9 protein-coding genes are annotated in these 12700 nt (G+C 51.3%); 5 read left to right on the forward strand and 4 right to left on the reverse strand.

The window, feature by feature from the left end:
• Positions 1–156: 156 nt before the first annotated feature.
• Together B036_RS0105490 and B036_RS0105495 are read left to right on the forward strand one after the other, a co-directional pair.
• Positions 157–798, forward strand: coding sequence for a DUF2306 domain-containing protein (locus tag B036_RS0105490; RefSeq protein WP_020567689.1), 642 nt, complete (start codon positions 157–159; stop codon positions 796–798).
• Between the two features lie 214 nt (positions 799–1012).
• A complete protein-coding gene (locus B036_RS0105495) occupies positions 1013–1555 on the forward strand; it encodes a carboxymuconolactone decarboxylase family protein (protein WP_020567690.1) in 543 nt (180 codons plus the stop codon).
• Between the two features lie 127 nt (positions 1556–1682).
• On the opposite strand, the gene B036_RS0105500 is transcribed toward B036_RS0105495, so the two are convergent.
• Complete coding sequence (locus B036_RS0105500) at positions 1683–2531, reverse strand: hypothetical protein (protein WP_020567691.1); 849 nt, start codon at positions 2529–2531, stop codon at positions 1683–1685.
• Positions 2532–2897: 366 nt separating this feature from the next.
• Between B036_RS0105500 and B036_RS0105505 the strand changes: the two genes are divergently transcribed.
• The 3 genes from B036_RS0105505 to B036_RS0105515 all read left to right on the forward strand — a co-directional run bounded on the left by B036_RS0105505 (position 2898) and on the right by B036_RS0105515 (position 6786).
• On the forward strand, positions 2898–4379 hold the full coding sequence (locus B036_RS0105505) for a xylulokinase (RefSeq protein WP_020567692.1): 1482 nt from the start codon (positions 2898–2900) through the stop codon (positions 4377–4379).
• A 98-nt stretch (positions 4380–4477) separates the two neighbouring features.
• A complete protein-coding gene (locus B036_RS0105510) occupies positions 4478–5698 on the forward strand; it encodes a peptidase associated/transthyretin-like domain-containing protein (protein WP_020567693.1) in 1221 nt (406 codons plus the stop codon).
• Positions 5699–5925: 227 nt separating this feature from the next.
• The gene (locus tag B036_RS0105515) at positions 5926–6786 is read left to right on the forward strand and encodes a YitT family protein (protein ID WP_020567694.1); all 861 of its coding nucleotides are present in this window, start codon (positions 5926–5928) and stop codon (positions 6784–6786) included.
• Between the two features lie 274 nt (positions 6787–7060).
• Here the strand turns inward: B036_RS0105515 and B036_RS0105520 are convergent, their stop codons facing one another.
• From B036_RS0105520 to B036_RS0105530, 3 genes are all read right to left on the reverse strand, one after another.
• Positions 7061–10507, reverse strand: a complete 3447-nt coding sequence (locus B036_RS0105520; RefSeq protein ID WP_083926143.1) for a caspase family protein — start codon at positions 10505–10507, stop codon at positions 7061–7063.
• A gap of 114 nt (positions 10508–10621) precedes the next feature.
• Positions 10622–12169: a DUF4384 domain-containing protein gene (locus B036_RS0105525; protein WP_020567696.1), complete on the reverse strand. Its 1548-nt coding sequence runs from the start codon at positions 12167–12169 to the stop codon at positions 10622–10624.
• Between the two features lie 169 nt (positions 12170–12338).
• Complete coding sequence (locus B036_RS0105530) at positions 12339–12647, reverse strand: T9SS type A sorting domain-containing protein (protein ID WP_455014365.1); 309 nt, start codon at positions 12645–12647, stop codon at positions 12339–12341.
• Positions 12648–12700: the final 53 nt, after the last annotated feature.

Below are 12700 nucleotides of genomic sequence, written 5' to 3' on the forward strand. Positions count from 1 at the left end.
TGTTTTTAGGTAAAATGAAGGAAAAGCTTAGACTTCAAAAGTCATAATCACGTGCTGAAATTCACTAATACTTGCCTTAAGTCGCTACCGAAGAGTCGTCCCTCTCCGGGGGAGAGGGACCGAGGGAATGGGGCAAGAATTTTACAAATTGTAAAAATGGCCATAGGAAAGGCCTTTAGCCTGGGAGTCTACCTAGCCCTGGCCTACTTCGCCTACCTAATGGCCCTGATCACCCTCCAGTATGTACCGGTGAACTTTGACGTAGCCTTTCTTCGTCTCAAAGAAGCGGAGATCAGCCGACCATATTATCAGTGGTCTTTTTTCGGCCACGTGTACACCAGCATCTTCGTGTTATTGGCCGGCATGAGCCAATTCTCGACAACAGTCCGCAGTAATTGGCCTGTTGCCCATCGGAGCCTGGGAATGATTTACGTGGGACTCATCCTATTAGTTGCGGCACCCACGGGCCTGGTGATGGGCGTACACGCCAACGGTGGCCCCTGGTCTCAACTCAGTTTTTGCCTGCAGGCTGTTCTGTGGTTTGGCTTTACGGCGCGCGCGCTGCAGCTTGCCCGCCGGAAAGACTGGCCAAGGCACCGGGCCTTTATGCTCCGTAGCTATGCTCTTACGCTGTCTGCCGTCACCCTGAGGCTGTGGAAGTTTGGGATCGTGGCGGTTTTTGCTCCGCCACCGATGGATACCTACCGGGTGGTGGCCTGGCTGGGGTGGTTGGGTAATTTGCTATTGGTGGAATGGTGGCTGTGGCGGGAAAGGAATCGCTCTTCTGTCGGGACGTGACGGAGGAGCTGGCTCGTCGGACGAGGATTTTCGCACCCTTAACCATCCTACATCGAATGAAATAAGTCTCCAAACACCACAAAAGGAAAAACTGACATCCCCCCGGGAAGCATCGGTAAGTGAACCGCTGCTTACCCACTGCATCTTTGCCATGTCAAAAGGGGAAAGCAATCTCCGACATTATTTCTAATCAATTAATAATAACAATTTTAGTATGGCAAATTTCTCAGTTCCCACCCGTAACGAAGTATCTACCGCCAACCAGGCCATCTTCGACCAATTGGAAAAAGGTCTTGGATTCGTTCCTAACCTCTACGCTACCCTGGCACATTCTGAAAACGCACTAAGTAACTTCCTTGGCTACGCTAATGGCAAGTCCAGCCTAAGTAAAAAAGAGCAGGAAGTCATCAACCTGGCCGTAAGCCAGGTCAACGAATGCTCTTACTGCCTGGCGGCCCATACCGCAATTGGCAAAGGACAAGGCTTTACGGAAGAGCAGACCCTCGAACTGCGGGAAGGCTACGCCTCTTTCGACACGAAGCTTGATGCTTTAGCTGTATTCGCCAGCGAAACGGCCTTGCAACGTGGCAAGCCCTCCCAGGAAACGGTCGATGCGCTACTGGCTGCTGGCTATACCCGGGAGACCGTAGTGGACGCCGTACTGGTTATTTCCGAAATCACGGTGACGAATTACCTGCACGGAATTACTAAAGTAACGGTTGACTTTCCTGCGGCCGCTTCCCTCGCACTGGCCTAACCAATACTAAATTGGTTAAAAACCAAATGACGAATAGTGTGTAAAAATAGCCCCGTACATCAACCGATGTACGGGGCTTTTGCGTGTCTGCTTCCCCGTCGGGCAAGTTGTAAATATTAGTAGCCTACTACAAATACCCCAGGTCAACCAATTTTTGCGCTGCTTTCTTAAGTAAATCGGTCGTCTTGGTCGCGACCACAGTCGGTATAAAGTCCAGTTCATGTCGCTCATCATCCACTTCCGGAAGAACGATTATCCGGTTTTCAGCCAGTGCCATGTGCAGTTGGGCAATGTTGTTGCCTTTCATGTTTTTAACCATGTAGACAACGAATTCCAGTTTCTTCCCCGTTTTGCCAATTCCGTTTTTCTTCCCCGTTTCGGCCCATCGGCCAATATTGACCTTATTAATCTGAATTTTGTCTTTGACTAAAACAACGGCCCCATCGTTTCGGCCAACGTAGGCATCCTCGCCATATTTGGCAACGGTAGTCTCGTATCGATCTCGTCGGTTACGGTTCTCCTGACGATGATCATCAATGATATTCTGGGCGGAGCCCATTAATTTGACGAAGGGCTTCAGTTGATCGTAATCGAGGCCGTCAGGCGTAAGCAGATTAGTGCTCCTCATGTATTGAAAGGCACGGCTGGGCAGGCCGATGGGAGAATAATCGACCGGTATGGATTCTCCCGTTTCGTGCAGCTTCATCAGATGATAAGTATCGAAATAGGTAGCCTCTTTCTGGAAGGGCAATACCTCAAAATGAAGCGAAACGGGTTCAAAGGTGAGGATCGTGTCTCCAGTGACAGTGGTCATGGCAAATGCCCGATCTTCGACCAATCCCTTGCCAGCTGTTTTATCGAAGTTGTAGGCAACTTCCTTGTCAAAAAGGATTTGCCGTTTCTTGAACTTTATTTTCTGGCCGAAGGCGGAAAAGGAGAAAGTAAGGAGGAGCAGGAGGTAGAAGCTTCGTTTCAAGGGAGGGGGACTTAATGCGTAAATGATGGAATAACGGCTATAAAGATGGGAAAAAACTGGCGCTTTCCCCCCCTTGCTCCTATCCATCCTATTCTGCACCTGCGGCCCCGCCCGGAAATTTCGAAATCGGAATCGATGGTATCGAAACGCCTAAGAAAGGAGTGCTTATCTTCGGGCTTTGCTCATTACTCACCCTCCAGTTCTCCCGTACTCGCCGGCTTTCTGTTTTCTCTCCGCCACACCGCTGCTCCGCCACTTCGCGCGGGAATGCTTTAAATTTTCGCACGGAGAAGCGGAGAAACGCGGAGTTCGTTCCGGAGTACATTCTTGCTCCCTTCTTTTATTCACCCATTCAACCATTCACTCGTGTATACCATAGGTTATGACATCGGTTCTTCTTCAGTAAAAGCAGCCTTAGTGGAGGCGAAAACGGGAAAGGTGCTGGCCCGCGTGACGGCCCCTGATACCGAAATGGGAATGGACGTGCCGGAACCTGGTTGGGCGGAACAAAACCCGGAGGATTGGTACAAATATGTAGTGGCTGCCACGCAGGATATTCTGGCGCGGACGCAGGTGCAAAGCAAAGACATTAAAGCAGTGGGAATCGGCTACCAAATGCACGGCCTGGTTTTGGTGGATGCTGACCACCAGGTCGTTCGCCCAGGCATCATCTGGTGCGACGGCCGCGCCGTGGAAATGGGAGACAAAGCCTTCAAAAGCATTGGTTCCGAGGCTTGCCTCAGCCACTGCCTCAACAGCCCGGGCAATTTTACCGCCGCAAAACTTAAGTGGGTGGCTGATCACGAACCAGACAACTACGCCAGGGCAAAATACGCCATGCTCCCGGGAGACTACATCGCCCTGCGCCTGACGGGCGAAGCCACCACCACGGTTACCGGCCTCAGCGAAGGCGTTTTCTGGGATTTCAAAGAAGACCAACTGGCCAGCCTGGTGCTGGATGAAATGGGCCTCAATAAAGCACTCATTCCTCCCCGCGTGCCCGCCGTAGGAAAGCAGGGCGTACTCCATGAAACTGCCGCAAAAGAACTTGGCCTGATGCCGGGTACCGTCGTCGGCTATCGTGCGGGCGACCAGCCCAACAACGCCCTGAGCCTCAACGTCCTCGCCCCCGGCGAGGTGGCCGCCACGGGCGGCACCTCCGGCGTGGTCTACGGCGTTACGGATCAACTGGCCTTCGATCCCGGCCAACGGGTCAATTCCTTCGCCCACGTCAATCATGAGGGCGGTACACCCCGGATCGGCGTACTGCTGTGCATCAATGGTGCAGGTATTCTACACCGTTGGGTGAAAAACCTGGTGGGCGACGCCAGCCTCAGCTACGGCGATATGGAAGCAATGGCTTCCGGTGTTCCGGCCGGCTGCGACGGGCTTCACTTTCTACCCTTCGGCAACGGTCCGGAGCGGATGCTCGGCAATAAAAATGTGGGCGCTCACCTGCTGGGCCTTGACCTTAACCGGCACGACAAAGCCCATGTCGTTCGGGCCGGATTGGAGGGGGTCGCCTTCGCCTTCGTGTACGGTATGAAAGTGCTCAAGGAGCTTGGCGTTGACTTAAGTACCATCCGGGTGGGGAACGATAACCTTTTTCAGAGTGAGGTTTTTAGCGCCACGATCGCCACGTTGACCGGCGCAATCATTGAGGTGCACAATACTACCGGAGCCGTTGGAGCCGCTTTGGCTTCTGCTGTTTCGGTCGGACTTGCGGATGATCTGTCCGCCGCCGTTGGCCGGCAGGAAGTACTGGCTACTGTAAGGCCCGGAGACAACAAATCTACTCTCGAGGCTGCTTACAGAAGCTGGGAAGCGGGACTTGAGAAGGTGATGTGAACGGAAAATATCCAGTTAGTTTTTTAAGCCAATTTTAAGCGACAGGTACTCCGGTTACGGAACGTGCTTACCTACCTTTGCCTTAAATTTATAGATTGATGAAGGCAACTATTTTGCTGGCACTCTTAGCCCTGTTCTCCCCGTCGTTGTTTTCTCAGGAAGATTCGATCGCGACCTCTTTTAATGGTATGGTAATGGATGCCGATTCTGGTGAGCCGGTACCTTATGCTACCATTGCTTGTCCCGGTTGCTACAACGGTGGAGCGATCACTAATGGGGCTGGTCAGTTTGAAATATGGCCTAAGGGCTACGGCGTAGCGATCAATATCTCCCATATTCTTTACGAAGACTATGCGCTGAACCTTACTGATCCTGCGAAAATTGTTCAAGTAAAGCTTTCGCCCGCAAAAATAGAGTTACCGCTTGTAGAAGTAAATGGCTCCAAAGGATTACGCTTTCTCTCCGGAGCACTGGGGAAATTAAAAAGTACGTCGGGCATATTCTTCAAGGGGCGCGGCTATTACCGACAAACTTCTCAAGTGGACGATCGTTATACCAGCCTTTTGGAAAGTTTTATCGATGTTGGCCTCAGCAGTGAGGGAGTCATGCGTTGGGAAATGGAAACCGGCCGCTTCGCAATCAGCCCCGGCGATGGCTGGATGAACATATACAATTTCTCAGTCTACACCCGGAAGATAAAGACCTTCGTTGAGGCCTACGAAAAAGGTAGAGCAGGTTATCCCCTGAATATGGAATTGCAAAAATTCTATGCAGTAGACGTAGAGAAATACCTGAAATCTCAAAACAGGACGATTGCCATTATTAACTGCTTCCCTCAGGATGGTGCTCCGGAAGGATCCTATTCCGCTAAAGTTTATGTAGATACTACTACACTGGATCTGCTGGAATTTACGATCCTTAGTGCCGGCGATTTAGAATTGACCTTCGACAAGGACAAAGTAAGCACGAGTAACGAAGTCCATGAGGTAACTTATCGTATGAAACGGTCAAGTGACAATTCATCTCTGGTACCGGCCAGCATTTCTTCCGTGATAACGCTTGATGCTGTGTGGCTGGAGTTGGATAAAACTTCTTCAAATGAGGTCCGCTCCACCTTCGTTGTATTGGAAGAAATGCCCACCCGACGCCTGGGGAAGGATAGGTCCGATGGGGAAAGCGACTATGATTTAATTCGCAAGATTAAATACAAGCCCCGATTTTGGCGGAAATACCCCGTGCTGAAAAACACTCCTTTAGAAGTACAAATGATCGAGGATTTTGAGAAAAACAAATATTTTGGTACGGCCTCCTTCGATTGATTTTTTCAATTTTTCGCCCTCTTTTGTAGCTCCGGATAATTTGGAACCCTGTCTTCAAACCGGGATGTGTGGGGGAGTGTTTTTATCGCTTTCTGAAATGAGGTGAGCAATAGTTACGTTGTCGCCTATTTTTTTAGCAACCTTGAGGCCTGAAAACCACCGTTTATGAATTCCTTTTGTTACGTGGTCTCTACCCTTAACCCATTCTCTAAAAACGGTACAACCCCATGAGTCGAAAACTTCTTGAACTGTTGAGAGACGGTTTGTTCCTGATTTCCGGAGTAGCTGCCGCCGCTTTTGGCCTGGAGAGCTTCCTTCTTCCCAATCATTTTATCGATGGGGGAGTTACGGGTATCTCTCTTTTGCTGGTGGAAGTTACCGGCTGGCAACTGCCCATATTGTTATTTTTAGTCAACCTGCCTTTTCTCGTATTAGCGAGAGTAGTAATCGGTCAGCGGTTTGCCTATAAGACAGCTATAGCCATTACCTTATTGGCCCTGACGTTGCTCTTCATTCACTTCCCTGAAGTGACGCAGGACAAATTGCTGGTGGCCGTTTTTGGTGGATTCTTTCTCGGGTCCGGTATTGGCCTCTCCATGCGGGGTGGGAGTGTACTGGATGGAACGGAAGTGCTGGCCATTTACCTCAGCCGCAGGCTTGGCGTTAAAGTCAGTGACTGGGTCATTTTGATCAATATCGTAATTTTCAGTGGAGCGGCCTACTTATTATCCATTGAGCAGGCACTTTATTCTTTACTTACCTACATAGTAGCTTCCAAGGCACTTGACTTTGTCATTGATGGTGTCGAAGAATATACCGGCGTAACCATCATCTCCCGCCGGAGTGAGGAGGTCCGCGCGGCCCTGATTGAACGTATGGGGACCGGTGTAACCATCTATCGTGGTCGTGGTGGCTACCGTACCTCAGAAGAAGGAGAAGACATGGACATCATCTACACGGTCATTACCCGATTAGAAATCAATAAGCTTACCGGCATCGTTCAGGGTGTTGATGAAAAAGCCTTCATCACCATGGCCAGTATTAATGATACCCGGGGGGGGATGGTTAAGCGGAAGGGGGTACACTAGTTTCGGTACTCAGTGTTCAGGCTTTAGGTGTCAGTATTCAGCGGTCAGGACTCACTTTTTAGAGGGCCATATTTCAGCGTCAGTCGCTGATTTGTAAGGAGAATGGATACTAGCGTACCCTGACAAGGTCGTAGAAGACCAGCAGTATTGAGCTTTCGTCTCGCGAAGCGAGACGGAGAGTTATAGAATAAGTAAGGTCGCTGCACCTGTCGTAGCACCAAAATATAGCTAAGTCAATACGTCACCCCGCCTGAAACGGAGTCCTGCTCCCTGACTACTTCCTAACACTAACCGGAAAATCCTGACCAAACCCATAACTAGCCGGATACTGTGCTTGCCCGGTATGCTTCTGCGTAATTTCCGGGACCATCTCATCCAGATAAGCCTTTAGCTCATTTACGGTAACCCGGAGGTCGGAACCGGATGCTTTGCCGGCGAGTGCTTCGAGCAAAACGAAGGTGAAAGCTCCGTGGCCGAGCTCGTCGAATTCGTTGGCGAACTGCTCTGAACCGGAGGCCGTTAACCAATGCGTACCGGTACTACGGGCCAGTTGGGCGATGGCTTTTTCTTCGGCAGCCCCCCGGTAGGCAATGCTTTGAACGGCACCTGCACTCTGGCAGGCATCAAGGATGTACAACTGTTTTTGGGCAGGGATGCCAGCCGCTAATTGTTTCATTTCCTGGGCGGAAATGGCTTTACTGGCCAACCCCTGGTCATTACCGTACAGCTGGGTAACGTCCCAGGGGATGAGGTAGAAATCCTTGCCGGCTCCCTCGCTCATCACACCGTGACCGGCGTAGTAAAATACGAAAACGTCCTCCGGAGTAGCCGATTCGGAAATTTGTTGAATGGCCTGCAGGATACCCTGTCGTGTGGCGTCTTCATTGCGGAGGTGATAGGCCTTGGTTTGGCCAACGATCCCACTCAGGCCCACGGTAACGGCTTCTGCCAGCCCCCTGGCGTCCGCTTCGGCGTAATTCAGGTTGTACCGCGGGTTCTTGTAACTGTTGATGCCAATAGTCATCAGGTGCAGGGTAATGCCTTCGGAAGGAGAAGTTTTGGGCGGGGCCGCAGGTGCAGTGTAGGTTAACCGGAGCAGGGCAGGGGAGCTCTCCGTTCGGTCGGTATTGATGGCCACTGCCCGGAAGTCATTTGTACCGGGCAGCAAAACGATGTTAAAGGTTTTTTCTGATTCGGCTACATCCTCCTCCACAGTAAGGTTTCGGGTATTGTCGCCGACCAGTTTACCATTGTGGTACAGCCTGATCTCCGCAACGTCGCTCTGGGGAGCCACTGCTTTTACAACCAATTTTGCATCCTGCGTCTGCGCCTGAATCTCCCTTACGTCAGCCTCGTCATCTTCCACAATCAGGTTCCTGGTGCCCGCTACATACTGCAAGGTTACCTTCGGGGGAGGTGCCACCGTACCGATGTTTACCGATGGCGGAGCAGGAGTATTCTTTCGGTCAAGGAGTTGCCCCAACAGCCCCGGCGTATAGAAGCCTTCGTAAAATTGCTCCAGCGGAATAATACGTTTGTCAAGGACGTAATACAAGTGTTTCATGGCTGCCGGTGTAGCGTCAAACCGGCCATTCGGACTTAATATTACCCAATCGTTGGTTTCGTCAAAAAGGAAAAATTTGGCCATTTCAACGCCCGTCTTCAGGTCCCATAGCCGAAGGGTGTTGTCGAAACCGGCCGATAAGAAAAAGTCATCCGGCAGAAAGCCCACAGTGTTGACGGTCGAGATGTGCCCACGCAGTGCTTTTACGACCTGAAGGCTTTTGGTGCCCACGATCTCAATCGTTTCGTCTGTTCTTCCTTCGGTCTTTTTGCTGGTTCCTGCGACCAAAGCCCCGTCGGCACTAAAGCTGGGCTCAAAATAAATGCTTTTGTCTCCCGCGGTCCGAGACAGTTCTTTGCCGTTGTTAGCATTGAGCTTCACTACTTCATGGTGGTACCCGACGCCAATCAATTCCCGCCCATCTTGCGAAAAAGTGAAGTTATTGAATTCCATTTCAGCTTGCCACTTCAGCTTACCGTTTTTGGTGCTGTAGGCCGCTAAAATACTTCCTTCATCCTCCAGGAAATCCAGAACAACTACCATTTCTCCGTCTGGAGAGATGGCCACCCAATAGTTCTTTGCGAAGGCATCGGGATGGTCCCTGCCTGCGATAGACCATTTTGGTGTTGGAACCCGGCTTTCGAAATAGCTGAATCCCGCCGCTGACTGCACCACCATATTTCCTGCTACGTCGAGGGCCACCGCACGTGCTTCCGGAAATTCGGGTTGAAGGCTGTACCATTCGCCATTTTTACCATTGAGCCAGGTAATCCCGTTTTTTAAACTGATCGTTGCCGCAAATTGTCCTCCGGGGCTTATGGCGGTGGAGGTTCCCTCCTGCGTTTTACCTGTTGCTTTAACCCGTAAGCCACGTGGCGTCAGCTGAACCAACTTATTCTCCCCAGCATGCGACGAAAGCGCAAAGTGCGGTGAAGTCACATCGGTTACCATATTACTTATGGCCAGCAACGGCACCCCGAAATAGCGCAGGTTGTTGCCTGTTTCCGCGTCTGCTTCAGCTATTTTTGAGGGATAACCGTTACTAACGAGAAGGCGGCTGTTTGGACCCATCGTCAGCGCGGCATTGGTTAGTTTTCCAGGTTTGTCGACCAGTACTACGTCTTCTCCGGTGACGTAGTTGCCAGCAACCATACCACCTTTTTCAAATCCATAGTAGAACCGTTGCGTTTTCTCGTCGATGGCCAGGTTGCCCCAGTGTCGATCGTAATACTCCGAAGAGCCGACTTTTAAGTCGATTCCGGCAATGCTTTTGGTCCATTCCACCGTGCCATCGGGCTTGTATACCGCCAGGCTTAGCCCGGCTGCTAACCGCCGTTGCAGTAATAAATTTCCGTTGGGAAGCCAGTATTGTCCACCCGGATACTTAGTAACCTTGCCATCATTCAATCCCACAACTACTGCGTCATCAGAGGTGAAATAGGTGACCAGGACCTGGTTGCCATCCGGGCTGAAAGTAATGCGTTTGGCGACCCGTTCAGCCTTACCCTGGTAAGCAAAGGTGGCGACTATGGACGTTTTTTTACTGCCGGCCTCGTAGCGAATCAGACGATGTTCTTTTTCGTAGCGGGCTTCATAGTAAAACTCGTTTCGATCTGGGTGTGCAGCAACTACTCCGACCTCGAATTGAAAATCGCTCACCCTGGCGTACTTGTCCTTAGCCCCCATCCCTTGGGTTATATCTTCGGCAACTAGAACAGTCAGGTCATCTGCATCAATCAGATAAAACCGATTTCCAGAAATGGCAGCAAGGTGTCTGCCGCCGGCACTGAAAGCAACACTCCTGAGGTCATTTGTCCAGAATTCCGGCCCCGTTAGGTCTAGCAACCTGAGTAGTTTGCCCGATTTGTAGTCCCATATTCTGACTTCAGTTCCGGCACAGGATGCCATTAACTTCCCGTCGGGACTTACGTCCATACTGAAAATTCGTTGGCCGTGGTTGGCGGGGATAACCAGCTCGGGGGACTGCCCCGAAAGTGAAATACAAACCAGTAGGAGTAAAGTAGTTAGAGCGATTCGGCCGTACGATAAATACTTTTGGCCTGGCGTAGCCGGGCAAAAGTTTGCCTGACGGCTACTATCAGGCGACATTCTATCGAATTTCCCTGGCACAAAATTGAAGATGAAAAGATGGGACATTAAGATTCAATTTTCAGGATTTATCGATCAGGTCTCAGTGTTCAGGATTCAGGTTTTAGCATCAGATATTACTACCCTGATGTCTGAAAACTGAATCCTGAAAACTGAACACTCCTACTGGTGAGAGATTTCCACAAGTACGGGAACGACTGTCCCCTGAGCGCCTTTTTTAACGGCGAAACCAACGTCTCCGGCTTCATATTCCACCATGCTGGGGTCAATCAATGCCTTCCCAAGAGCAGCCTTTACTTTAGTGGTTAACCCACCTTTGGTAGCTTCCATGGTTTTTGTAAGTTGGTCGAGGTTAAGTGCCTGCCGGCTGAATAAGACCAGTAGATAATCAGTTCCCTGGTTGTCATCCATTCTGATCACTTTGGTGTCGGAGGGGAAGGCAATAATGGAGTTGTTACCAACCAGCGGAGAGACCTGATCGTCATAAGGAAAGATTTTATTGACCTTACTCGTCAGGTCTGAGGCAAAGGCGTAGACGTAACCTTCGTTTTCAGTTTCGAGGTAAAACCTGAAGCGGGTGCCGGAAGGGTAGGGCGAAGTCATCCGGTATGCGGGGCGTTCGTCAACGGTGTCGTCCTCCGTAATCAGGTTTCGGGTGGAGACCCGGGACACCTTCATCAGGCTTCCGTCCCGCAGGCGAAATTCCATACCAGCTGCTGGTAAAACATCGGCCATGGGGACCGGATCCGGGGTTGGCGTTACTGGAGCAGGAGCTGGGGCGGGAACCGGAGCAGGTTCAGGCGCGGGCGCAGGTGCTGTGAAGGGAGCAGGAGCGGGGTTTCGGGCAAACGGAAATGCCTGGTAAGCACCATAGCAAAGGTCTCCGGTAGTCTTGTAAGGGACCCAAATGTAGCCGCCGTCTCCCCAGTTGGGGCCCCAGCTGTTCAGGTATCGAAATGCGCCTCCGAATTTTTCGTCATCGTAGCCTACGATCACCATTGCGTGGCTGCCGTGGCTGTCACTCGCCGTGGCTTCGCCTGGCTGTGTTCGCCAAACATCTTTGGCAGAGTGAAAACTGTCATAAAGGGTATGACTCACCAATACTGGATAACCCTCGGCCAATACTTTTTTGATGGCTTTGATTTTTTCCAGGGGATCGATGCCTTCCTTTGCCAGGAACAGGATTTGTAAGTCCCTGATCTTTGCCTTGGCTGCTTCGGGCATCAAGGGGTCCAGTTTGCTAAATCTGGTGGTTTGGTCTCCGGATAGGCAGGCAAATGGAAGCGACTCATAACTGGGGACGCCCAACTGTTTGAAAACAATCAGAGAACGTGCCGTGGCAAGCCCCTCTCCACAGGTGTCATCTCCCTCTTGTTTCAGGATTTCGTAGACCCAGGTTGGGCTGTACACCAGTTTGTCAATTTCTGCTTTATCAGTGAGGCCGCGTTGCTTGGCTTCGATAATGGTCCGGAAGTGATAGGCCGAACTCCAGGCAGCACAGGTCATGTAGCTGGTCTGATCACCGGGCGTAGGACAGTACTTTTCCAGGTTTGCCCGTGGGGGCAAAATGTTCCGGGAACTTACTTTTGCTTTAAGCGGGAGAGAATTATAGAGTTCAGCATCGAATACTTCACCGGTTGGACGGTTTTGGGCGGACAGCGTAGATATAAGAATCCAGGCAGTCAGCGCGAAAATTGCCTTGACGTTCATTGGAGAGGGTGTGTTTTAACTAGGGATGAAACTATATGTAAAATTACATAATTCTGTAACTTGTTTGGTATACAACAAAAAGCCCCGCCACTCCATCTAGGAGCAGCGGGGCTTCGGTACAAGGACCTCAAAGCGGCCCGAGGGGACCTTTGAGCGTCTGGCATGCAGTTTACTTAACCACCACCATCTTCTTAGANGCGGTGAACTCACCCGCCGTCAGCGTGTAAGTCAGCACGCCGGAAGCCTTGATGTTGGTCAATTCCACCACGTTCAGACCAGCAGCAGCGTCGATTTCCCGAACGGAGATCAGACGGCCGGCAGCGTCGCGCAGCGTCAGCGTCGCAGGAGCGGCAGCGGCCAGCTCGAAGCGGATTACCGTTTCGGTGCGAACCGGGTTGGGCGTGTTCTGGTGCAGCACGTTTTGCGCGGACGCAGGGGCAAGCTCACCGTTGAAGGCAAGGCCAAGACCGTTACCCACACCGTTGGCGCCAACACCTTCCCGTACCGTAATGGCGTCGGTCAGGAGCAGCT

Origin of the sequence: Neolewinella persica DSM 23188 (genome assembly GCF_000373105.1) — a bacterium.
GTDB lineage: Bacteria > Bacteroidota > Bacteroidia > Chitinophagales > Saprospiraceae > Neolewinella > Neolewinella persica.

What these genes read in the sequence shown, in the direction of transcription:
- B036_RS0105520 (WP_083926143.1), bottom strand. Translation starts at nt 10,507, where the DNA reads ATGTCCCATCTTTTCATCTTCAATTTTGTGCCAGGGAAATTCGATAGA.
- B036_RS0105525 (WP_020567696.1), bottom strand. Translation starts at nt 12,169, where the DNA reads ATGAACGTCAAGGCAATTTTCGCGCTGACTGCCTGGATTCTTATATCT.
- B036_RS0105515 (WP_020567694.1), top strand. Translation starts at nt 5,926, where the DNA reads ATGAGTCGAAAACTTCTTGAACTGTTGAGAGACGGTTTGTTCCTGATT.
- B036_RS0105495 (WP_020567690.1), top strand. Translation starts at nt 1,013, where the DNA reads ATGGCAAATTTCTCAGTTCCCACCCGTAACGAAGTATCTACCGCCAAC.
- B036_RS0105490 (WP_020567689.1), top strand. Translation starts at nt 157, where the DNA reads ATGGCCATAGGAAAGGCCTTTAGCCTGGGAGTCTACCTAGCCCTGGCC.
- B036_RS0105510 (WP_020567693.1), top strand. Translation starts at nt 4,478, where the DNA reads ATGAAGGCAACTATTTTGCTGGCACTCTTAGCCCTGTTCTCCCCGTCG.